This is a genomic window from Sorangium sp. So ce176 (assembly GCF_051519835.1).
Lineage (GTDB): Bacteria > Myxococcota_A > Polyangia > Polyangiales > Polyangiaceae > Sorangium > Sorangium cellulosum_G.
Genome location: NZ_CP150371.1, coordinates 10,131,353 through 10,154,499, shown reverse-complemented (window position 1 = coordinate 10,154,499; position 23,147 = coordinate 10,131,353). Strand labels below are relative to the sequence as shown.

12 protein-coding genes are annotated in these 23,147 nt (G+C 74.2%); 5 read left to right on the top strand and 7 right to left on the bottom strand.

The window, feature by feature from the left end; all coding sequences use genetic code 11:
- Positions 1–17: 17 nt before the first annotated feature.
- From WMF42_RS38520 to WMF42_RS38490, 7 genes are all read right to left on the bottom strand, one after another.
- Positions 18–2,324: a sulfatase-like hydrolase/transferase gene (locus WMF42_RS38520; RefSeq protein ID WP_437688174.1), complete on the bottom strand. Its 2,307-nt coding sequence runs from the start codon at positions 2,322–2,324 to the stop codon at positions 18–20.
- On the bottom strand, positions 2,321–3,466 hold the full coding sequence (locus tag WMF42_RS38515) for a tyrosine recombinase XerC (protein ID WP_437694401.1): 1,146 nt from the start codon (positions 3,464–3,466) through the stop codon (positions 2,321–2,323). Before WMF42_RS38515 ends, WMF42_RS38520 begins: the two co-directional genes overlap by 4 nt.
- Before the next feature lie 213 nt (positions 3,467–3,679).
- Positions 3,680–3,829, bottom strand: coding sequence for a hypothetical protein (locus WMF42_RS38510; protein WP_437688173.1), 150 nt, complete (start codon positions 3,827–3,829; stop codon positions 3,680–3,682).
- A 164-nt stretch (positions 3,830–3,993) separates the two neighbouring features.
- On the bottom strand, positions 3,994–4,611 hold the full coding sequence (locus tag WMF42_RS38505; protein ID WP_437688172.1) for a hypothetical protein: 618 nt from the start codon (positions 4,609–4,611) through the stop codon (positions 3,994–3,996).
- Positions 4,611–7,646, bottom strand: a complete 3,036-nt coding sequence (locus tag WMF42_RS38500) for a hypothetical protein (protein WP_437688171.1) — start codon at positions 7,644–7,646, stop codon at positions 4,611–4,613. Before WMF42_RS38500 ends, WMF42_RS38505 begins: the two co-directional genes overlap by 1 nt.
- Positions 7,643–11,101, bottom strand: a complete 3,459-nt coding sequence (locus WMF42_RS38495; RefSeq protein WP_061610275.1) for a serine/threonine-protein kinase — start codon at positions 11,099–11,101, stop codon at positions 7,643–7,645. The genes WMF42_RS38500 and WMF42_RS38495 overlap by 4 nt, the downstream gene beginning before the upstream one ends.
- 218 nt (positions 11,102–11,319) lie before the next feature.
- Positions 11,320–14,850, bottom strand: coding sequence for an AAA-like domain-containing protein (locus WMF42_RS38490; RefSeq protein ID WP_061610276.1), 3,531 nt, complete (start codon positions 14,848–14,850; stop codon positions 11,320–11,322).
- 612 nt (positions 14,851–15,462) lie between these two features.
- On the opposite strand from WMF42_RS38490, the gene WMF42_RS38485 reads away from it, so the two are divergent.
- The 5 genes from WMF42_RS38485 to WMF42_RS38465 are packed head-to-tail and all read left to right on the top strand — an operon-like array spanning position 15,463 to position 23,057.
- Positions 15,463–16,800: a carbohydrate porin gene (locus WMF42_RS38485; RefSeq protein WP_437688170.1), complete on the top strand. Its 1,338-nt coding sequence runs from the start codon at positions 15,463–15,465 to the stop codon at positions 16,798–16,800.
- 10 nt (positions 16,801–16,810) lie between these two features.
- Positions 16,811–18,775, top strand: coding sequence for an alpha-amylase family glycosyl hydrolase (locus tag WMF42_RS38480; RefSeq protein WP_437688169.1), 1,965 nt, complete (start codon positions 16,811–16,813; stop codon positions 18,773–18,775).
- A 36-nt stretch (positions 18,776–18,811) separates the two neighbouring features.
- Positions 18,812–19,891, top strand: coding sequence for an ABC transporter ATP-binding protein (locus WMF42_RS38475; RefSeq protein WP_061610278.1), 1,080 nt, complete (start codon positions 18,812–18,814; stop codon positions 19,889–19,891).
- A gap of 8 nt (positions 19,892–19,899) precedes the next feature.
- Positions 19,900–22,200 (top strand): extracellular solute-binding protein, encoded by a 2,301-nt coding sequence (locus WMF42_RS38470; RefSeq protein ID WP_061610279.1) that lies wholly within the window; start codon positions 19,900–19,902, stop codon positions 22,198–22,200.
- Positions 22,197–23,057, top strand: a complete 861-nt coding sequence (locus WMF42_RS38465; RefSeq protein WP_437688168.1) for a sugar ABC transporter permease — start codon at positions 22,197–22,199, stop codon at positions 23,055–23,057. Before WMF42_RS38470 ends, WMF42_RS38465 begins: the two co-directional genes overlap by 4 nt.
- Positions 23,058–23,147 lie beyond the last annotated feature (90 nt).

Genomic DNA, 23,147 nt, shown 5'->3' with positions numbered 1-23,147 from the left:
CCCCCTCCGCGCGCCGGTCACTTCCGCGCGCCGGTCACCTGGATCTCGCGGAGACGGGCCCGCATCGCCGCGTAGTACGGCTCGATCTCCTTCGCCGCCGGCGTACCCCAGAGGTTCTTCCGCTCCTCCGGGTCGCCCGCCAGGTCGTAGAGCTCGAACCGGGCGCCGCCCGAGATCGTCAGCTTCATGTCGCCGCGGATGAACGACCGCCGCGCGTCGTTGTAGGGCCCGGCCGGCATGTCGATCAGCACGTCGCGCGCCTGCGCCTGCTCGCCGGGAGGGAGGAACACGTCGGGCAGGAGCGACGCGCCGGACAGGAAGTCGGTCGCCGGCGCGCCCTCGCCCGGGCCCGGTACCCGCATGAGGTCGAGGAGCGTCGGCGTCAGGTCGATCAGGCTGCGCCGCGCCGAGACCCGCGACGGCGTCGCGCCCGGCACGTGGACGAGCAGCGGCACGCGCACGAGCTCCTCCCAGAGCTCGAAGCCGTGGCGGTACATCTTGTGCTCCCCGAACGCCTCGCCGTGATCGCTCGTCACCACGATCGCCGTGCGCCCGGCGAGCGTCGGCGCCGCCGCGATCGCGTCGAGCAGCCGGCCGATGTGCCTGTCCGTGAAGGCCACCTCGCCGTCGTAGAGGTCCCGCTGCGACTTCGCGCCGAAATCCGGCCCGTCGTCGTGCCGGAGGTAGTCGGCGTGCGGATCGAGGTAGTGGACCCACAGGAAGAAGCGCCCGCCCGTGTTCTCGGGCGACGCGAGCAGCCGGAGCGCGGCGTCGGTCAGCGCGGGGCTCGTCGCCTTGTTGTCGACGTCCCACGGCGCCCCCTCGGGCGGCGCCGCCGACATGTCCACCACGTCGAAGCCGCGGTCGAGGCCGCCGAAGCTGCCGAAGTACCGGTGGCCGTGCACGCTCATCGTGCGCACCCCGGCGCGCTTCAGCCGCTCCGTGACGAACGTGTCCTCGTCGCTGAACTTGTTGAAATGACCCCAGTTTCTGTGGGTCTCGCTCCCGTACTTGCCGATGAGCATCGGGCCGATGCTCTTGCCCGTGTAGGAAGCGAGCGCGTACGCGCGCTCGAACACTGTCGATCGCGCCGCGAGCGCGTCGAGGTTCGGCGACACCGGCCGCGGGTTGCCCGCGTAGCCGAGGTCCCAGCGGAGCGTGTCGATCGTGATGAGGACGACGTTCAGGTCCGGCGGGACGCGCGCGGCGGGCGGGTCGGCGCTCGCCGCCGGCACTGGCGCGGGGGCGAGCCGGGCGAGCGCCGCGGCGGTCAGGTCGCCTCCGGTGCAGTCGTCGTCGACGCCGTTGTCGAGGATCTCCTCGGCGAGCGGGTGGACGCGCGCGTCGCTATCGTCGCAGTCGCCGCCGCCGAAGAGCGCGGCCGCGCGGTCGCCGTCGCGGTCGGCGATGCGGCGCAGGACCGCGAGGCTCTTGCCGCCGACGGGCGCGTCGCGCTCGAGCGCCTGGCTCACCGCGGGCTGGGCGTTGAGCGACGTGGCGGCGCGCGCGGTGAGCGCGAGCGGCAGGAGCGCGAGGACGAGCGCGAGCGGGGCGCGCACCGTCCGGACGGCGGCCGGCGCGAGGAAGGCGGCGAGCGCGACGACGAGCAGGATCGCCGGGGCGCGCAGGTCGAGCTCGGGGCGCTTGAAGACGCCGTAGATGCCGAGGAAGCCGCCCTCGCCGGAGACGCCGCCCGTGGCGACGCCGAGCGCGAACAGGGACGCGGCGATGCCGAGCGCGACGCCCCCGGTGACCGCGGGGTCGACGCAGGCCGGGCGCCCGTCGCTGGCGTTGGCGAGCGTGCGCCGGAGCGGCGGCGTCAGGGCGAGGACGGCGAGGCCCGCGAAGAGGCCGAGGCCGAGCGCGCCCGCGGCGATGGCCGTGCCGACCAGCAGGGGGGCGGCCTCGAGCCCGAGCAGCGCGCGGGCGAGGTGCGCGCACAGGGTCATCCAGAGGAAGGCCGCGAGGACCGCGAGCGGCACGAACGCCGCGATGTCGGCGGGCCGGCCGATCGCGCGCACGCGCAGCGAGGCGACCAGCGTGGCCGGCGACGGCGGGCGCGACGGGTCGACAACGATCGCGGCGGCGCCGCCGAGCAGGCCGACCGCGAGGGCGAGCGGCGCGAACACCCCGATGTCGGCGAGGTAGGTCGCGAGCTGGAAGGCGGAGTCGCCGCCGGTGCCGGCCGTGGCCCACCCGGCGTCGAGGGACGCGGCGAGGGCGCCGAAGACGCTGGCCCCGAGCGCGCTCGTGGCGAGCCGCCCCGCCCACGCGCGGGCCAGCGTGGGGACGGCGGTGCCCGGCGAGCTCGGGGCCCGCTTCACGAGGGGCTCCGCTTGCGCGCCATGGGGTGGGCGGCGTCGTAGACCTTGAGCAGGTGGTCGATCGAGACGTGCGTGTACCGCTGCGTGGTGGCGAGCGAGGCGTGCCCGAGCAGCTTCTGGATGGTCCGGAGGTCGGCGCCGCCGTCGAGCAGGTGGGTCGCGCAGGTGTGCCGGAGCGCGTGCGGGTGCAGGTCGGCGCGGCCGGCGCCGAGGGCGCCGTAGCGCTGGACGAGGGTCTGGACGCGGCGCACCCCGATGCGCGCGCCGCGGCGGGACAGGAACAGGGCGCGGGGGTCGCGGGCGCCGGTCGTCGGATCGGCGAGCTCGGCGCGCCGCTCGAGGTAGCGCTCGATGGCGGCGAGGGCATGGGAGCCCAGCGGGACGATCCGCTCCTTGTCGCCCTTGCCGACGACGCGCACCGACGCCTTGCTGGGCTGTCGGTCGACGTGGGCGAGGTCGAGCCCGCAGAGCTCGGAGACGCGCAGGCCCGCGCCGTAGAGGGTCTCCAGGATGGCGCGGTCGCGAAGCCCCTCGGCCGTGTCGGCGCCGGGGATCTCCATGACCTCGGCGGCGGCGTCGACGTCGAGGAAGGTCGGCAGCGGCCGCCGGATCTTGGGCAGGGCGAGCTGGGCGGCCGCGTTCTTGTCGACCTCGCCGCGCCGCTCCAGGTACCGGAGCAGGGCGCGGGCGGCGCCCACCTTGCGCGCGATCGAGGCGGGCGCGTGGGTCCGCGCGAGCGAGCCAAGCCAGCTCCGCAGGAGGAGCACGTCGAGGCCGTCGACGGCCGGGGCCTCGCCTGCGGCCGTCGCCTCGCCTGCGGCGGGGGCCTCGGCGGCAGCGTGGGCGTCGCCGGCGGCCGGGCTGTTGCCGGCGGTCTGGGCCTTGCTGGCGGCCTGGGTGCCGCCTGCGGCCAGAGCCTTCCCCGCTGTCTTCGCCTTCCCCCGCGCCGTCGCCGGGCGACCCTCGGCGTTCGCGGCCGCCTTCTCGCGGACGAAGCGGGCGAGCTGCTCCAGGTCGCGCCGGTAGGCGTCCACCGTGTGGCGCGAGGCCCGGCGCTCGGCCGTGAGGTAGGTGAGGAAGCGCGCGATCGCCTGCTCCAGCGTGGTCCCGCCGGATCGATCGCCGCTCCGCCGCGCGTGCATCACGGGTTTGCCCTACCACCAGGACGCTGCGGCAGGCAAAGACTCGCCGGCGGTCGAGCCGAGGCGCCTCGCGGCAGGCGCGCGCCGGGCCATGACGGCCGCAGCGGGCCGCGCTCGCGCCGGGGAGCCGTGCGCCGCTCGCGGCGGGCTACGACCGACGGCTCGCCCGGGGGCGCGGGCGCGCGAGGCGTCTTCCGTCAGGGCAGCCCGCGATCACGTCAGCGCGTCGGTCGCCGTCGCGGCGGTGACGGCGCGCTCGAGCCACCGCTCCAGCACGTCGAGCTCGGCGCAGCCCTCGATGCGTGCGTCCTCCTCGGGCCGCAGCGCGAGCTGCCGCTGCGCGAGCACCCACGCGAGCGGCATTCGCGGCGCAGTAGCAGAGCGCATTCACGGCAACCAGCGCGTCGTGTTGTGGTGTTGGGCTGCTCCGGCGCTCACGTGCTGACAGATGGCTGCATCTGGAAATCGTTATCCCGGCGAGCTGATCCCTCGAAGCTGCCAGTCCATCGCTGGCGCGCAGCGACGACCTACTCGCACGCCTCGCCGAGGATGTACCCGTGCTTGCAGACGCAGCGGCACTCGACCTCGAGCTCGGGCTCGTTGCACGCCGGCCGCACCTGCCGCACCTGCTCCGCCCTCCGGCCGTCCCTGTCCGTCACCTGCACGACGATCTCGTGGTCCTCATCGAAGATGTTCCGACCAGACCAGTTGTTCGGGCAGACTCCCACGTTCGCGAACGTCGAGATGTCGGCGTCGACGCTCGCGCCCCATCCGTCGCCGGTCGGCCTCAGGTTGACAGTCCTCGACTCCACCATGACCCGCCCGGACCCGGTGTCGCGGAGCGAGCCGGAGAGCTTGACGCCGCAGGCGCTCAGGTTCGTCGCGCGGGCGCCCAGGAAGATCACCCGCCCTCCCTGCGGCGGCATGATGATGTCGACCTCGTCGCCGTCGCTCACCGGGCGCGCCACGTCGCTCGAGTCGAGCGCGATGACCTCCAGCTGGATGTCCGCGCCCTGCTCGCCCAGGTACCCGAGCTTGCACGGGTCCGGCGGAGGCTCGTCGCCGCAGGCGGGCGCCGCGAGCAGCAGCGCGACGAGCGCAGGCCCCGCGAGACGCGGCGCCCCCGAGCGGCGCGGCCAGGCCATCAGCGATCCCGCCCCTCCGACGCCGGAGGGTCGCCCGTGTCCTCTTCCGGCTCCTCCCGCGGGATGGGCGCGCGCGGCGGGCGCCTCGTGGCGCCGAAGGGGCTGGAGCTCATCGGCGGCGTCGCGCGCGAGTCGGGCGCGCGCTGGGACGGCGAGCCGCCGCGCCATCTGCCGTCCGCCTCGGCGTCGGTCAGCCCCGGCGGTCCGCCGGACGTCGCGCTCCACTCGTGCAGACCGGCCTCCGGGAAGGGCGTGCGCTCGGCCAGGTAGGCAGCGAGCAGGCGGTCGCGCTCCAGCTCCTCCGTGCTCGGCGGCGGCGGGTCGAGCGTCGGCAGGTCGTCGGTCCAGGTCAGGTCCGCCTCCTCCAAGGTCATCGCGGCCCCGGCGCTGGAGAGCCCCCGCGGCGCGTTCCGCTCGGTGGCGACAGCCTCTGGCACGTAGCTCGGCGCCCGGTCCGGCGCGTGGCCGGTATCTCGCCCGGTCGCGAAGCTCGGGGTGGTGGGGCGGTCCGGCGGCGGGCCAGGAGCGCGCCCGGGCATGAGGGTGGCGCTGGAGCCGCGGTCCGGCGGGTAACCGGCCGCGAAGCTCGGGGTGGTGGGGCGGTCCGGCGGCGGGCCAGGAGCGCGCCCGGGCATGAGGGTGGCGCTGGAGCCGCGGTCCGGCGGGTAACCGGCCGCGAAGCTGGGGCTGGAGGCCCGGTCCGGCGCGTAGCTCGGGGACCGATCCGGCGCATAGCTCGGGGACCGATCCGGCGCGTAGCTCGGGGACCGGTCCGGCGCACGGCTCGACGGGCGGCCTGGCACGTTGCTGGGAGGACGCTCGGGCGCAAAGGAGGGGCTCCGCGAGGTCGGCGGAGGCGGCGGGGGCGGCGGGGGCGGCGGATCGATGGTGGGCAGCTCGTCGTCCCAGTCCCAACTCTCCGGATCTGCTCGGGAATCCGACCGGCGCGACGTCGGGCCGAGCCGGGCATCCCCCGACCTCCGCGACGCCGGGAACGCCGCCGGCGGGCCGATTGTCGGGAGCTGGCCCACGCCTGGATCCCGCGAGGGCGCGTCGTCCCGGCGCTCGAGGCGCCGCGACGGGCGCGTCGGCTCGGCCGGGGGCACGGCGTACCTCGTCGACGGGACCTGCCCGAACGGCCGCGAGTCCCGCGGCAGCCGCGGCGGCGGCGGGACCGCCGTCGCCGCGCTCGCCGCCGCCGTCGAGGGGGGCGGCTGCGTCGAGATGAGGTTCTCGTTGCGGCCGCGCTCCGCCGGCGGCGGGCGGACCGCCGGCGCAGGCTGCCGGGGCTGCACGCTGACCGGGGGCGGCGCGCCGTGCGCGGAGCCGGCGAGCGGCCTGCCGAGCCACGCGGCCTCCTTGCGCGCCTGGGCGGCGCGGGCGCCCTCCTCCGCGGCGCGGATCGCGCGCGGCGCGAGCGTGTCGCCCGGCTCGGTCGGGGGGACCTCGTCGCCGAACAGGACCGGCGCGACGGCGGTGACGCGCGACTCCACGCCCGCCGCGCCCCGGCCGGAGCGGAACCCGAACGCGGCGCGGATCGCCCGCTCGTGGTGCGGCTCCACCTCGACCGGACGCACGATGAAGCATGGCTCCGCGCCCGGCGCCCGCTGCGCGAGATCCACGTCGAACGGCGCGCCGAGGAGGTGCCCCTGCTCGTCGAAGAGGACGCGCACCGGCGGCTGCGCGAAGCGCGCGGGCGACGAGGGCGTCGAGAGCACGACGCCCAGCTCGCCGGTGCTGAGCTGCACGAACGTCCCGGTCGGGATGATGCCGAGCGCGCCGATGAGCAGCTTGCCGATCGCCCTGTCGGTCGCGCTCTCGGCGCCCGCGAGCATCCGCTGGAGCACGGCGTCGAGCGACGATCCGCCGCTCGAGGCGCCGTCGATCGCCGGGAACGGCGCCGCCCGGAGCTCCGTGAAGTGCCGGGCCGCGGCGAGGATCCGCGCGAGCACCGTGGGGCTGCGCCGGCCGCCGTAGAGCGCGCCCTGCCGGCCGCCCGGCCGCAGCCCGAGCGCCTCGTAGGCGATCACCGTGCGCGTGATCGACGGCGCGTGCAGCTTGCCGAGCGCCGTCAGCATGACGGCCGCGCTCGCGGGCAGCCGCTCCTTCTCGTCGTCGCTCAGGCTGCGCTCGAGCAGCGAGCGCGCGGCCGGATCCTCGCCGTGGGCCGGGCCCGCGAGCACCCCCGTGAGCCGCAGCCGGCTCACGTCGTAGAGCAGCGCCGCGGTGACGAGGCTCCCGAGCATCCGCCGGTCGGTCGTGAGCTGGCGGGCGATGCCCAGCGCGACGATCGCCGTCGAGACGCTGAGCCCCGCCTCGTCCGGGTCGGCGACCTTGCCCGCGGCGACCGCGAGCAGGAGGCGCGCGTCCTCCTCGGCCGCGGCGACGAGCTTCTGCGCGACGCGCTTCACCCGATGCGGCAGCGCCGGCTCCGCGGCGCGCAGGGCCGCGTAGAACGAGCGCATCACCAGGATCGCCGCCGCGTAGGTGCGGCTGATGCGGCCGATGCGCGTGCCGTCGCCCTCGATCGCCCCGGCGGGGAACGGGTTCGTGAGCTTGCGGACGCGGACGCCGCGCAGGTTCGACTGGAGCAGCCGCGCGGCGATGCTGCGGTCGCGCTGCGCGTCGGCGAGGAGGCGGGCGAAGGCGGCGAGCTCGGCGCGGCGGACCGTCTTCTCGAGCACGAGCTCGGAGACGTCGCACGCCTCGAAGAAGCTGCCGAGCTCCAGGGCGATCTCGTACGTCTCGCGCGAGGCGCGGAGCATCTGGCCGTTGAGGAAGAGGGTGTTGCCCGCGAACACCAGCGTCGCCGCCTCGGTCCCCGAGAGCTCGCAGTACTGGACGATGCTGTCGATCGCCGACGGGACGAGCGACAGCACCGCCTGGTTCGAGTCGCTGTGCAGCAGGCACGCCTTCGCGAGCCGGTAGATCATCTGCACGAGGCCGAGCGCCGCGCGGCGCCGCACGTCGGCCTTCACGCCCGAGATCGCCGTCTCGCCGGTGATCTCGTGGAGGTTCGCCTTCTCCTCGCTCACGGCTTCCTCCCGCCCCGGGGCGACGGCGACGGCGCGGGCCTCGTCGACGGCACGGCGCTGCCGGGCGCCGGCTCGAACGCCTGGCGGCCAGGCGAGCTGAGCGGGAGCGACGCGGGGCCTTGCCGCGCGCTGGTCGGCGGGGCGCCGGAGGGCGGGGCAGGGGGGGACAACGGCGAGCCCGGGCGGGGCATCGACGGCGGCGGCGCCGCGGTCGGGGTGGACGCCGCGGCCGCGGAGGGCGGCGACATGCGCCGGCTGAACGGCACGGAGGTGGGCGGCGCCGACGCGGCGCCGACCGAGCCGGGCACCGGCGACACCATCGGCGGCCGGTAGGCGGGCCGCCCCGCGTCGCCGCCGTGGGGGCCGGCCGAGCCGCCGTGAGGGCCCGTCGCGCCGCTGTGGGTCCCCACAGCGCTCGGGCGCGGGGTGCTCCACGGCTCGAGCGGGTCCGGCAGGCTGAGCGGCCCGGCCGCCGGGCCGGCGCGCCGGACCGAGACGGGCGAGTACGAGCGCGCGGCGCGCGAGGGCGGCGAGCTCGCGTCGGGGAACGATGGCGCCAGCGACGCGGCCGACGGCGGGCGATCGCTCTGGCGGGGGGGCGCGACGAGCCGCGCGGCGATCGCGACAGCGGCGCGGGCGGCCGCGTCGCGCACCGGCGGGGTGTTCCACCAGCGCGGCTTTGTCGCCTCCTTCACCGCGCGGAGCGCCTCGTAGCTGCGCGCCTGGCAGAGGAAGTGGGCGGCGAGCTCGCGGGTCTGCTCGATCGCCTCGGACGGGATGAGCTGGCGCTTCTCCAGCAGCTCGATCGCGAGCTTCTCGGCCCGGGCGGGGTTCAGCAGCGCGACGGTCTCGATCCACTGCCGCCGCTCCACGGCCGGCAGATCGTGGAACGACGGCGCGACGATCCGCCGCACCAGCGTCGGCCCCGCGGCGAGGACGCCGAGCTTGCCGATGAGGCGCAGGGCCTCGCGGCGCACCGGCAGGGCGGGGTCGTCGAGCAGCTTCTGGAGCTCCTCGCGGACGCGCTCGGCCGCGCCGCCGGCGGGGGCGCCCTCGCCGCCCGCGGCGTCCGGGAGCTCGGCGAGCGCGCTGATGCGCACCTCGACGTGCGGGCTCGCGAAGCCGGCGTCCAGCGCGGCGAGCGCCTCGGGGGTCTTGAGCTGCACGAGGAGCTGGATGAGCGTCAGGGCGAGGGGGGCCGGGGCGCGCGAGAGCAGGTCCCCGAGCTCGGCCTCCCGCCCGGGCGACCACCGCCGCAGGTACGCGAACAGGACCTCGCGCAGGCGCTCGGACTGCACGGCGCTGTAGCACTGGCAGACGGCGCCGAAGAGCGCGCCGTCGTCGAGCGCGTCGAGCGCGTGGGCCAGCCCCTCGACGATCGCCGGATCGAGCGGCGCCATGCTCCGCCCCGGGCCGGCCTGCGTCGCGGCGCCCGCGCCGGCGGCGGCCGCCTCGTCCGGGTGGGCCGTCGCGAGGTCGTCGAGGATCGCCCGCAGCGCCTCCACCGGGAACATCGCGTGCGCGAGCGCCCGGTCGACCGAGCGCAGCGAGAGCGGCGGCGTCGCCGCCCCGCGCCTCCCCGCCGCGCCCGGCGCGCTCCGCTGGACGCCGTCGAGCCGCGCGGCGAACGCGCGCCGGAGCATCGTCTGCACCTCGAACGCGATCTCGTAGCTGTGCAGGACGATCTGGTCGGCGGTCCACGCGGTGAGCGCCGTGGTCAGCCGGCCGACGTCGCCGTGCCGGACGGCGTCGACGTAGCCGTCGACGAACGCCTCCATGTAGCGCTCGCTCCACTGCTCCGTCGGCAGCGCGATCTGGGCGCCGAGGGTGCTCCGGGTCAGCGGGTCGATGGCGAGCGCCGAGGCGGCCGCCCCCGTCTCGGCGAGCGCGGCCTCGACGTTCCGCTGCAGCGCCCTGCCCGCGAGCGAGCTCTCGTCCCAGAGGCTCTCGATCTGCGCGAGGGCCCGCGCCCCTGTCGCGATCTCGCGGCACTCCTCCTCGAACTCCTCCGGGTCGACGTCGCCCGCGGCGAACTGGTCGATCGCCATGTAGGCGATGTGCTCGAAGCGGCGATCCCAGAGCGCCGTCACCGCGTCGTCGTCCTCGCCGATGCCGAAGCTCTGGTCGCGGAGCAGGATGGCGGCGAAATCGCGGAGCTCGGCCTCGGTGACGCCGGCCTTGACCTGGATCTTCCGGACGCCGTCGGCGAAGAGCTGGTAGGGGATGCGGTCGAACGGCGGCCGGTCGGGCTGCCAGATCGGCTGGCCGCCGGAGGTGAACGCGCTCGGGGTGACCTCCCAGCGGACGCCGAGCGGGTTCTGCGCCAGCGTGCGCGTGATCTCGTCGAACGCGAAGTGGATGCCCTTGTTCACGTGCGGGTGGTTCCACCCGTACTGGCGGATGTTGCTCAGCACGAGCGCGAGCTGCTTCCACACGCCGACGAGCCGCTGGCACGTCTGCTCGACCAGGGCGATCGACGTCGGCTCCTGCTCCTCGTCGATCGCGTCGTTGCCGCGGACGAGCACGCGCGGCGCCTTCTTCTCGCGCGACGGCGTGAGCTGGCCGGCGGCGTACGCGGCGGTCAGCCGGCGGAGCTCGGCGCGCATCGCGGCGGCGCTCTGGAAGCGGCTCCCGCGCTCGAAGGCGAGCGCCTTGTCGACGAACGCCACGATCTCGACCGGCAGGTCGTGGACCTCGGTCGCGATCGACGGCGCGGTCTGCGTCGCCGCGAGGAAATACGACTCGGACTCGCTCCGCCCGCGGTTGAGCCGCTTGCCCGACAGGAGGGTGAACAGGCTCGCGCCCACCGACCAGAGGTCGGAGCGGCCGTCGATGCCCGACACGCCCATGGCCTGCTCGGGCGACATGAACGCCGGGGTGCCGAACGTGAGGCCGGCCCGCGTCGCCTGCCGCTCGGGGTCGCGCATCCGGGCGATGCCGAAATCGAGGACCTTCACGTGGCCGGCGCTCGTGACGAAGATGTTCGCCGGCTTGATGTCGCGGTGGACGATGCCGATCGAGTGGCACTTCTCGAGCAGGTCGAGCACGACGTCGAAGACGGGCAGCACCTGGGCGACGGAGAGGGTGCCGCCGGCGCTGCTCGCGAGCCGCTGGAGCGTCGTGCCGGTGAGCAGCTCCATCACGAGGAACGGCTCCCCCCGGTCGCTGAGGTCGTCCTCGATCACGGCGACGCGCGCGGGATGATCGACCCGGTTCGCGATCTTGCCCTCGCGCAGGAAGCGGTCGCGCAGCTCGGCGTTCCGGGCGAACTCGATGTGGAGGACCTTCACCGCGGCGCGCGAGCCCCTGCGGTGGGTCGCCGCGAACACAGCGCCCATGCCGCCGACCCCGAGCAGGTCATCGAGCCGCCACTTGGCGTTCAGGGATGTCCCGATCCGCGCAGCGGCTGTGTCCACGAGGTTCGGCTCCTCGGCGTGCGGATCGAGCGGGGCCATAGACCGGGCGGCGAACGGAGGCCGCGCCGTGCGCGGCAGAAGGCGAATGGAGCAGGGCGAGCATACATGGTTCCCGTTGAAGCGCGAACCATCACAAGGTCGTCCGCCCTCACGGAAGAAAGGTGGGAGAAGCGCTCCGCGCGGTGGCCGGAAGGCGCGTCTCACTCACGCGCGCAGCCGAGGACGGACAGCCACCGACGCGCGCCGCTCGAGCGGCTTCAGCGCACGCTGGGCGGCGGCGCCACGCCGGCGTCCTGCTCGGGGGCGCCCGGCCACTCGGGACAGGTGGTGCGGTAGGCCATGTCGGGCATGAGCTGCGCCCACTCCTCGCGCGTGAAGTTGCGCCCCACATAGGCGCACGCGCGGGTCATCAGCGGCTCGGCCGCGATCGAGAAGACGCGCGCCGCGCCGTCGTTCGCCGCGGCCACGACGCGCGCCGCGTCGGGGGTGAACACGGCGTCCGTCAGCGTGACGCCCTCGGCGCGGAGGGCGATCGCCTCGCCCTGCCCGTCGACCGGGAGCACCCGCGCGATGCCGTCGCTCGACACGGCCACGACGCGGGCGCTGTCGCTGCTGAACGCGATCGTCCGCACCGCCGTGCCGAGGCCGTTCAGGACGAACGGCTGTCCCTGGCCGTCGGTGCGCAGCAGCCGCACGCCGTCGTCGAGCGCCGCGACGGCAACGTGGTTGCCGTCCGGGCTCACCGCCAGCGCGGCGATCGCGCGGTCCTCGGACCCCGAGAGGATGACGCGCGGGGCGCCTTGGCCGTCTGCCGGCCACACCTTCACGTTCGGCCCCGAGGTCGCCACGATGTGCTTGCCGTCCGGGATGAACGCCGCGCGGATCAGCCCTGCGCGCTCGTCGCGCAGCACGACGGGCTCGCCCGGGACGCCGACCTCGAACACGCGCAGGATGCCGTTCCACGAGGTCGTGACGATGCGGCTGCCGTCCGGGCTGAAGGCGACGCCGACCACCCGGTCGTCGTGGGCGCCGAGCACGACCGGCGGGCTCTTGCCGTCGGTGCGCCACACCCGCGCGCTCCTGTCGGCCGAGCCGGTGACCAGGCGGCCTCCATCGGGGCTGAAATCGATGCTGAGCAGGTGCTCCTCGTGCCCCCGCAGCACCACGGGCTCACCCGCGCCGTCGGCCCGGAAGACGCGCGCCGTCCTATCGGTCCCGGCGGTGGCGATCTTGCTGCCGTCCGGGCTGACGGCGATGCCTGTCAGCGGCCCGGCGTGGCCGCGCAGGAGCAGCGGCTCGCCCGGCGCGTCGAGGCGCCAGACCCGCGCGGTCCCGTCGTCGGACGCGGTGACAACGCTCCGGCCGTCGTGGCTGAAGGCGGCGCTGTTCACGATCCCCTCGTGGCCGTGGAGGACCGTGGGCGCTCCCTTGCCGTCGGCGCGGAAGATGCTGGCGGTTCCATCGGCGGAGGCCGTGACGATCGCCGCGCCGTCGGCGCTGAAGGCGGCGCTGCGCACAGGGCCCAGGTGCCCGCGGAGGACGATGGGCTCGCGATGGGAGGCGGTGAGGACGCGCGCGGTCCCGTCGCCCACCGCGAGGGCGATGCGGTCGTCGACCGGGCTCCAGTCGGCGCTCTCGACCCCGTGCCCCTGCCTGTCCAGCACCGCGGGGGCGCCTTGCCCATCGGCGCGGACCACGTAGACCGTCCCGCTGATCGCCGTGGCGAGGATCCGGGTGCCGTCATGATCGAAGACCGCGTGCCGGATGTGCCGCTCGCCCAGGTGGACGATGATCGGCGGTTCGTCGCCCATCCCGGGGCGCCACACGTAGATCGCCCCGCTCGTCGTCCCCGCGACGAGGCGGCTGCCGTCCGGGCTGAACGCCACGCTGGCCGGCGCTGTGTCCCGCGTGGTGAGCGTGCCCTCCTCGTGGCCGTCCGCGCGCCACAGGCGCACCGTGCCGTCGGTCGAGGCGGTCGCCAGGCGGCTCCCGTCGCGGCTGTAGGCGACCGCGACAACCGCGAGGTCGTGGCCGCGCAGGACGAGCGGCTCGTCGCGCCCGCCGAGGCGAAACACGCGCGCGGCGCCGTCGGCCGAGGCGGTGGCCACGGAGAGGCCGTCCGGGCTGAAGGCCGCGTCGTGGACAGCGCCGCCGTGCCCGGCGAGCACCTCCTGGCCCACGGCAGGGCCCCAGACAACGTCGCCGAGCGCCTGCACCACCGTGGGGTCCGCGGGGCGGCCGCTGGCCCTGGCCGCGAGGCCGGCCTCCACGGCGAGCAGGCGCGCGCGCTGCAGCCGGCCCTCGGCCAGCTCCTTCGCCGCCTGGGCCGCGAGCCGGCGCGCGTCCTTCTCGCGCGACTCCTGCTGCACCCGGAGCCGCGCCTGCTCCTCCTTCCCCATCTGCCAGAGGAGCACGAGGCTCAGGCTGCCGAGCAGCGTGACGGCGACGGCGAGCACGGTGAGCAGCCGCCGCATCGACCGCTTCTGGCGCTCCGCCCGCGCGCAGGCGGCGAGGAACGCCTGCTCCTCCGCCGAGAGGTCCGCCCGCCCGTCGCACCACGACGTGAGCTCGGCGAGCGCCGCGCCGCCCAGGAGGAAGTCGTCCTTCCGCCCGTTCGCGAGCCAGCGGAGGAGCGGCGCCGTGACGGATCGCTCCGCCTCGCGCGACGCGACCCACGCCCGGTCGAAGACCGCGCCGTAGATGCGGTTGCGGACGGCCAGGCACGGAGCGCCCGCGGGCCCCGCCCGCTCCGCGGCGACCCCCGAGAGCCGCAGCAGGAGCTGGAGCCGGTCCCCGCTGTCGGCCGCGACAGGCTGGCCGTCGAGGAGCCGCTGGTACAGCCGGAGGAGCTTCGGCGCCTGCGCGCGGTGCGGCCCCTGCGCGTCCAGGCACCGCTCCGCGTGGCGCAGGCTCGGGTCCTCGGTCCGGCCGTGGCCGAGGAACCGCCGCTGCACGGCCTCGTCCACGCCGAGGCCGCGCCGCTCCCCGACGAGATCCGCGCAGAGCCGCTGGGTCATGTAGGGGTGCCCCGACGTCCACGCGTAGACGGCGTCGAGCAGCGCGTCGGGATCGGCCGCGAGCCCCTCGAGGCCCGCGCGGAACCCCCGCGCCTCGGCGCGGGTGAAATCGTCGATCCGGACCGAGCGGCCGATGGTGAACGGCGTCCGGGCCGGATCGGCGACGAGCTCCCACGGCGCCGCCGCCCCGAGCAGGCAGAAGGTGAGCCGGGCGTTGGCCGGGCGCTCGGCCCGCCGGTTCACGAACGACCGGATCACCGCGAAGAAGTCGTCGCGCGAGAACGGCAGAGACAGCGTGGCGTCGACCTCGTCGATGAACAGGACGATCGCGGAGGAGATCTCCACGAGCACGACGTCCTCGAGCCAGCGCAACCAGCAGTGCACGGGCCCGAGGTGCCAGTGCATGTCCCAGAACTCGTCCGGCGGCTCCAGCCCGAGCTGCTCGGCGATCTCCGACGCGATCCCGAGGTACCAGCCGACCGGCGTCGTCGACTCGGCGCCGAGCGCCTCGAGATCGACGCTCGCGCACTCGACTTGCTCGGCGCGGAGCCGCCTCGAGACCCGCAATCGCAGGCTGGACTTCCCGATCTGCCGGGTCGACAGCACATAGCAGAGCTCTCCCTCCCGCAGCGCCTCGAAGAGCTCCCTGTCCGCGGAGCGCTCGATATAGATGGCGCCGTCTCCCACGGTCCCGCCCGCCTCGAACCGGCGCCTCGGATCTCCCGCGCTGGCCTGCGCCTGATCGAGGTCGGGAGGCGCGGAGAAGGTCACGAATCTGACGGTGCCATGCTGCGCCGGGACGGTCAACGGAACGCCACCCAGAGACGTAAGCGTCCCCGGTGAATCACGAGGGCTCGTGACGGCGCGGTGACGTCGCAATCATGTCGAACGTCGACAGCGTGGGCCACGGCTCACGAAAGCCGCGCGGCAACGGCCTCCGGCAGCGCGCGACGCGCGACTCCGGGCGGCGCGAGGGCGAATGCGCCCGTCGAAAACCCACTTGCCACCTGTAGAAATCGTGGACCACGCGATGGAGGCTGGTGTAGCGTTCGCGCCGTGCGAGGGTCGTTGAGGGTGGGGGAACATCGCGTCGTGGCCGCGCTGGCGGCCATGTCGCTGCTGGGGAGTGCATTGCGCTCCGCGGCTCAGCAGAATCCTGCCAACACTACGGCTTCTCCCGATACCCCGGAAGCTCTTGCCGCAGAGACCCCGTTATCGCCGTCGCCGCCTCCGGCAGAGGCGGCTCCTCCGCCGGCCGATCCGCCGGGCGCGACGCCGCCGCAGCCCGCGGCGATCCGCCCCGAGCTGCCCGGCGAGGCCGCGGCCGCCTCCTCGCGCGGGCGGCCCGATCCGGGCGCGCCCGCCGCGGCCACGCCGCCGCCCGTGGCGCAATCCAGGCAAGATGGGTTCTCCTTCGGCTCCTATGGTCGCGTTGTCGCCGCGACCGATCTCCGGGGGCGCCCGGGGCGTGACGCCGATATCGTCGCTCACGGCTCTCGCCTCGACGAGTCGAGCTATGTCGAGCTCACGCTCCGCCGCGACGATCACTGGCAGAAGACCGGCGCCTCCACCGGCGTCGTCACCACCCTCGCCGTCGCTCACCCGATCTTCCATCACGACGGCGTCTTCGACGCCTCGATCGCGCTGCGGAACCTGTATCTCGAGGTGGGCGATCTCGGCGCAAAGGGGCTCTCGCTCTGGGCCGGCTCCCGCATGTACCGGGGAGACGACATCTACCTGCTCGACTGGTGGCCGCTCGACAACCTCAACACGCTCGGCGGCGGGGTCCAGTACGCCGTTGACGAGCGGACGACAGCGGCGCTCCAGGCGGGCCTCTCGAGGCCGCAGGGGCTGTTCTTCACCCAGTCCGTCGAGCGGCCGAGCCCCTTCAACCAGATGGGCGTCACGTCGGTCGAGGTGCTGTCGCGCCAGAAGTTCATCGGCAGCGCGCGGGCGGCCCACGTGATCCCGCTCCCGGGGCGGGCCGGGCTCAAGGGGGTCGCGTACGGCGAGCTCCACACGCTGGCGCGCGGGCAGCGCCAGGCCGAGCCGAACGTGCCCGACGTCTACCAACGGCTCCCGGCGGACAGCGGCTATGTGCTCGGCGCCGAGATAGGCGCCTATGCCGGCGAGCGCGACACGCATGTGAACCTCTTCGTCCGGTACGCGCGCGGGCTCGCGGCGTACGGCGAGCTCGCGACCCCGGTGCAGCTCGCGGCCGACGGGACGACCTCGGGCGCGCGCGAGCTCGTCGTGGCGCTCGGGGGCAACTGGGAGCGCGGCCCGTTCGGGGTCATGGTCGCCGGCTACGTGCGGAGCTTCCGCGACGCGAGCCCCGCGCTCGATCTCCACGACGTCGACGAGGGGATCGTGATGGCCCGCCCGCACGTCTTCTTCGGTGAGCTCGGCGGGCTGGCGGTGGAGGCCTCGTACCAGGCGCAGCAGCGCGGCGTGTTCTCGACCCCGTGGGCGCCGCCGGGCTCGCTCGACGCGCCCGAGGCGCCGCACACAGCGAGCCTCGTGCGCTTCGGCGTCTCCCCGTTCGTCACGCCCGCCGGCCGCGGGGACCTGAGCCGCCCGGTCGTCCGGCTGATCTGGGCGCTCACGCTGCGCGACGAGGGGGCGCGGGGGCTGTATCCGGAGGATGATGTCTTCGGCCTCCGCGAGACAGAGCACTTCCTCGGTCTCGGGGCGGAGTGGTGGTTCAACACCCCGAGCTGAGGTGATCACGATGTTCCGGCAGCGATCGAGGCACTCTCTCTGGCGAGCGACGCTCGGGCGAACGGCGCGCGCGCTGGCCCCGGCGGCCGCCGCCCTCGCGCTCTCCGCGGCGGGGTGCATGTCGTTCGACGAGGCCGTCGCGCAGCAGGTAGCGCTCAAGGCGCACGTGAGCGACTGGCGGGAGGAGATCATCTATCAGGTGCTGATAGACCGCTTCGCCGACGGCGACCCGGGCAACAACGCCCGGGTCTCCTCGGCGCTCGGCCGCTGGCACGGCGGCGACTGGAAGGGGCTCGAGGACCGGCTGCCGTACCTCGAGGAGCTCGGCGTCACCGCGCTCTGGATCTCGCCGATCGTCAAGAACGTCGACACCGACGCCGGCTTCGATGGATACCACGGCTACTGGACGCAGGACTTCACCGCGCTGAACCCGCATTTCGGCGACCTCGCGTCGCTGCGCCGGCTCGTCGCGTCGGCCCACGGCCGCGGGATGAAGGTGATCCTCGACGTGGTGACGAACCACGTAGGGCAGCTCTTCTATTACGACATCAACCAGAACGGGCAGCCCGACGAGTCCGTGTACGGCAGCGGCAGGCCCGGGCAATCGCCGATCGAGCGCATGAGCGAGTACGACCCGGATTTCGACCCCCGCGGCGTCCAGGCGCGGACCTCGCTCGGCGAGTCGGGCCCGGCGCCGATCGTCTTCCGCTACGACCCCGCGACCAACCACCTCCCGCCGCTCCCCGAGCTCTTCCAGGACCCCGAGGTCTACAACCGCAAGGGGCGCATCTTCGACTTCGACGACGTCGACCAGCTCGTGCACGGCGATTTCCCGGGCGGCCTCAAGGACATCGACACCTCCCGCTGCGACGTGAAGCGGGCGATGGTCGACCTGTTCGTGCGCTGGGTCGAGCTCACCGACGTCGACGGGTTCCGCCTCGACACGCTGAAGCACGTCGAGCACGAGTTCTGGCGCTACTTCACGCAGAACGTCCGGCTGCGGCTCAAGGCGCGGGGCAAGACCAACTTCTTCATGTTCGGCGAGGCCTTCGACGGCAGGGACGACCTCATCGGCAGCTTCACGAAGCACGAGGTCCCGGCCCACCCGCACGACGAGGCGCTCGGCGGCGATCTCGAGCGCGAGAACGGCAGCGAGGCGGAGGGGGGCTGTCCGGGCGACGCGCCGATCACGGGCGACATGGTCGACAGCGTCTTCTACTTCTCCCAGTACTACCAGGCCTTCCGCGACGTCTTCCGCGACGCGCTCGGCACCCGGCGCATCGAGGATCTCTGGGCCGCGCGCGAGGCCCACTACGGCACGAAGCCGAACGCGAACGGCACGGGCCTGCCGCCGACGAAGACGCTGGTCAACTTCATCGACAACCACGATGTCCCGCGCTTCCTCTACGACGGCGCGGGCGTCTCGCCCTTCAAGGCCGACCCCGAGGCGGCGCTGAGGAACGCGCTCCTGTTCCTCTTCACGGAGGACGGCATCCCTTGCCTCTACTACGGCACGGAGCAGGGCTTCCGCGGCGGCAACGACCCGGCCAACCGCGAGCCGCTCTGGATCAGCGGCTATGACACCCAGCACCCGCTCTTCCGGTGGGTCAAGCGGCTCACGGCGCTGCGCAGGGGCTACCGGGCGCTCACCGTCGGCGAGCAGACGGTGCGATGGTCGACGGATCGGACGGGCGGCTCGGACGAGGACGCCGGCATCTTCGCGTTCGAGCGGGGCGAGGCGGGCGGCGATTACGCGCTCGTCGTCCTCAACACCCACCCGAAGAAGCACAGCGCCACGAGCTTCGGCGGGGAGGCGATGACGACGGAGCTCGAGCCGGGGACCGTGCTCGTCGACGTGCTCTCGCCCGGGCAGAAGACCTATACCGTGGGCGCGCGCGGCGCCGTCGTCGTCAAGCTGCCTCCGGTGAGCGGCGCGCTGCTCGTCCCGGAAGATCAGGTCATCCAGGGTCTCTGACCCTCTTCAGCACTCCTGCCCCCGAGAGTCTCCAACATGGCTTCTGTCAAAGTGCGCGGACTCAACAAGCGATTCGGCCAGACCCACGTGCTGCGCGGCGTCTCCGTCGACGTGCCCGACGGCTCGTTCGCCGTCCTCGTCGGCCCGAGCGGCTGCGGCAAGTCGACGCTGCTCCGGCTGCTCGCCGGCCTCGAGGAGGCCGACGACGGCTCGATCGCGCTCGGCGACCGCGACGTCACCCGGCTGGAGCCGCGCGATCGCGACATCGCCATGGTGTTCCAGTCGTACGCCCTCTACCCGCACCTCACCGTGCGCGACAACCTCGCCTTCGGCCTGAAGCTCCGGAAGACGCCGCCGGCCGAGATCGAGGCGCGCGTGAAGGAGGCGTCGGAGATGCTCGGCCTCGGCCCGCTGCTCGACCGGTTCCCCCGGGCGCTCTCCGGCGGCCAGCGGCAGCGCGTCGCGATGGGCCGGGCGATCGTGCGGCGGGCGCAGCTCTTCCTCTTCGACGAGCCGCTCTCGAACCTCGACGCCGCCCTGCGCGCGCAGGTGCGCGTCGACATCCGCAAGCTGCACGACCGGCTCGGCGCGACGAGCGTCTACGTCACCCACGATCAGGTCGAGGCGATGACGCTCGCCGACGAGATCTTCGTGCTCAACAAGGGCGTCGTCGAGCAGTCCGGGCCGCCGCTCGAGGTGTTCGCCCGGCCGCGCACCCAGTTCGTGGCGAGCTTCCTCGGCAGCCCGGCCATGAACTTCTTCGAGGCGCGGATGGAGAGCCGGGACGGCCGGTGGTTCGCGTCCCAGGGCGATCTCGCGATCGAGATCGACGCCGCCGACTTCCCGGGCGCGCTCTCGTCCGGGCGGCGGGTGACTGTCGGCGTGCGCCCGCACGAGGTGGACCTCGCCTCGGGCGACGAGGGCGCCCGGTTCCAGGTGGCGATCGTCGAGGCGCTCGGGGCCGAGTCGTACGCCCACGGCACCGTCGGGGGGGCGCCGTTCGTCGCGCGCCTCGATCCGGCGGCGCCTGTCGCGAAGGGGGACACCGTGAGGATCGCGCTCCAGAAGGTGCACCTGTTCGACACGGACACGGGGCTGAGCCTCCGGGAAGCGTGAGGCGAGCCATGCCAGGTCGCCGCCGCACCCCGCCCGCGCCCGCCGTCACGGCCGCCGCGCTCGCCGCGCTGCTGCTCCTCTTGCCGGCGCTCGCGGCCGCGGCGCCGCTCCGGCTCTGGCATGCCTACCGCGACGACGAGGCCAGGGCGCTCGGCGCCATCGTCGCGGCCTTCAAGGGCGAGGAGGTCGAGCTCCTCGCCCTCCCGTTCGACGCGTACGCCTCGAAGCTCCAGGCGGCCGTCCCGATGGGCGAGGGGCCCGACCTGTTCATCGACGCCCACGAGCGGCTCGGCGACTACCGCGCGCGCAAGCTCGTCGCGCCGGTGGGCGACGCGCTCGAGCCGGGCGGCGAGGCGGTGTTCCAGGGGCCGGCGCTCGCGGCGGTGCGGCAGGAAGGCGAGATCTTCGGCCTGCCGATCAGCCAGAAGTGCATGGCGCTCTACATGAACACAGCGCTCGTCCGCGAGGCCCCTGCCTACCTCGAGGACATCGCGGCGCTCGCCGGCTCCCTGCCGCAGGGCGTGTACCCGCTCGCGTACGAGGCGTCGAACGCCTACGCGCACATGCCGATCCTCGCCGCGTTCGGCGGCACGATGCTGGACGAGAACGACCAGTTCGGCTTCGTCGGCCCCGGCCCGGAGCGGTCGCTCGAGCTCGTCCGCTCGCTGATCGCGCGGCGGGTCGTCCCGGAGGATGCGAACGGCGCGCTCGTGACCGACCTCTACAACACGAACCGCGCGGCGTTCGCGATCAGCGGGCCGTGGTTCGTTGGCGGCCTCAAGGACGAGGCGAAGCGGCGCTCGCGCGTCGTGCCGCTCCCGAAGGTGCGCGAGACCGGCCAGCCGATGCGGCCGTTCATGACCGTCGAGGCGGTGATGCTCTCGCCCGACGGCGCGCGGCGCGCCGAGGCGCGGGCGCTCGCGCGCCACATCGCCGGCGCCGCGGCCGCGGCCACGCGCCTCGAGGTAGCGCGCACGCCGCCGGTCCGGAGCGACGTGCCGGTCCCGGCCGACGACGCCTTCATCGCGGCGTTCGCCGAGCAGGCCAAGGTGGCGATCCCGATGCCGACCTCGCCGGCGATGCGCTCGACGTGGGAGCCGTCGGCGCGCGCGATCCGCAAGGTGCTGCGGGGCGACGCGCCCCCCGATGTCGCGCTCTCCGAGGCGAAGCGCCGCTTCGACGACGTGCGCCGGCCGCTCCCGCCGCCCGCCTCGCCGGCGCCGCTGCTCCTCGTGCTCGGCGCGCTCGCGCTCGCCCTCGTGCTCCGGTGGGTCGTCGCCGCGAGGCGCGCTGTTGGCGGCCCGACGCACCCGACGCGCCCGACGCTCCGGCGCGCGCTCGAGCGCTCGCTCCCGGCCTACAAGTACGTCGCGCACGCCGTCGTCGCGATCGGCGTGCTCGTCATCGTGCCGCTCGTCATCGGCGCGGCCACGTCGCTCTTCGCCGGCAGCGGGGAGAGCCTCCGGTACGTCGGCCTCGCCAACTTCATCAGCATCCTCACGGCGCGCGGCGGGCCGCTCTTCGCGAGCGGCTCGTTCTACCTCGTGCTCGCGGTGACCGTGCTCTGGACGGCGGTGAACCTCTTCTTCCACGTCCTCCTCGGCGTCTCGCTGGCGCTGCTGCTGCACCGCCCGACGCTGCGCCTCCGCGCGCTCTACAGGGTGCTGCTCATCGTGCCGTGGGCGGTGCCGAGCTACGTCACCGCGCTGTCCTGGAAGGGCATGTTCCACCGGCAGTTCGGCGCGGTGACCGGCCTCATCGAGGCGGTGAACTCCGCGTTCGGCACGAGCATCGAGCCCATCGCCTGGTTCTCGAGCTTCACGACAGCGTTCACGGCCAACGTGACGACGAACGTCTGGCTCGGCTTCCCGTTCATGATGGTTGTCACGCTCGGCGCGCTCACCGCCGTGCCCGAGGACGTGCTCGAGGCGGCCGAGGTCGACGGCGCCACGCGATGGCAGCGTCTCTGGAATATTACGCTGCCGCTGATCCGGCCGGTGCTCGCGCCGGCGGTGACGCTGGGCGCGATCTGGACGTTCAACATGTTCAACGTGGTGTTCCTTGTCTCGGGCGGCGATCCCGACGGCACCACGGACATCCTCGTGTCCGAGGCGTACAGGTGGGCGTTCACGCGAGAGGCCCAGTACGGCTACGCCGCGGCGTACTCGGTGCTCATCTTCCTGCTGCTCACGCTCGCGACGCGCGCCTCGGGGTGGCGCCGGCGGACGCCTGGGTCGACCATCCCGCAGGGCGGCGGGGCCGCCGACGGGTCGGCGCCCGCCCCGGTGGCGGCGACGGAGGCCGTATGACGCGCAAGCCCTCTCCGGTCGAGTCGATCGCTGTGCACCTCGCGCTGCTCGCGGCGGTCGCGTTCGCGCTGTACCCGGTGCTCTGGGTCATCTCGATCGCCTTCTCCGGGTCGCGCCCGCCGGTGCCGGAGGTCCTGCCGATCCCGAACCAGCCGACGCTCGAGCACCTCGAGGCCGTGGTCACGACGAGGCAGAAGGTCGGCGGCGAGGAGATCTGGCTCTTCCCCCGCCAGCTCGCGAACTCGATCGTCGTGGCGCTCGCGACAGCGGCCGTCGGCGTGACCGTCGCTGTCCCGGCGGCGTACGCGCTCGCGCGCTTCCAGTTCGTCGGCAAGGTCCGCGGCCTGCGCGCGCTGCTCGCGACGCAGATGTTCCCCACGGTGGCGAGCGCGATCCCGCTGTACCTCCTGCTCGACGCGCTCGGCCTGCTCAACTCGCGGACGGGGCTCGTGCTCTGCTACGCGTCGACGGCGGTGCCGTTCTCGATCTTCCAGCTCCGGGCGGCGTTCGAGGCGATCCCTGTCGACCTGGAGGAGGCGGCGATGGTCGACGGGGCGACGCGCTTCGAGGCGTTCCTGCGGGTCGTGCTCCCGGCGGCGCGGCCGGCGATCGCGGTGACGGCGCTGTTCGCGATCATGACGGCGTACAACGAGTTCATCCTCGCGGCGACGCTGCTCGGCAAGGAGGAGATGTTCACGCTGCCGGTGGTGCTGCAGCGGTACATCGGCGAGTACGACGCGCAGTGGGAGCGGTTCGCGGCGGGCGCGCTGCTCGTGTCGCTGCCTGTCATGGGCGCGTTCTACCTGGTGCAGCGGCACCTCGTGGCGGGGCTGACGACGGGTGGGGTGAAGGGGTAACGGTACGGAGAACCCACGCAGCGCGCACGGGGAACGCACCGAGATCACACGGCGAACGCACAGTGAACGCGCGGTGAGCGGTCGGGGGGT

Excerpts from the sequence above, each read along its gene's own strand:
- WMF42_RS38505 (WP_437688172.1), bottom strand. The coding sequence starts at position 4,611 with ATGGCCTGGCCGCGCCGCTCGGGGGCGCCGCGTCTCGCGGGGCCTGCG.
- WMF42_RS38515 (WP_437694401.1), bottom strand. The coding sequence starts at position 3,466 with ATGCACGCGCGGCGGAGCGGCGATCGATCCGGCGGGACCACGCTGGAG.
- WMF42_RS38480 (WP_437688169.1), top strand. The coding sequence starts at position 16,811 with ATGTTCCGGCAGCGATCGAGGCACTCTCTCTGGCGAGCGACGCTCGGG.
- WMF42_RS38470 (WP_061610279.1), top strand. The coding sequence starts at position 19,900 with ATGCCAGGTCGCCGCCGCACCCCGCCCGCGCCCGCCGTCACGGCCGCC.
- WMF42_RS38475 (WP_061610278.1), top strand. The coding sequence starts at position 18,812 with ATGGCTTCTGTCAAAGTGCGCGGACTCAACAAGCGATTCGGCCAGACC.
- WMF42_RS38465 (WP_437688168.1), top strand. The coding sequence starts at position 22,197 with ATGACGCGCAAGCCCTCTCCGGTCGAGTCGATCGCTGTGCACCTCGCG.
- WMF42_RS38495 (WP_061610275.1), bottom strand. The coding sequence starts at position 11,101 with ATGGCCCCGCTCGATCCGCACGCCGAGGAGCCGAACCTCGTGGACACA.
- WMF42_RS38510 (WP_437688173.1), bottom strand. The coding sequence starts at position 3,829 with ATGCCGCTCGCGTGGGTGCTCGCGCAGCGGCAGCTCGCGCTGCGGCCC.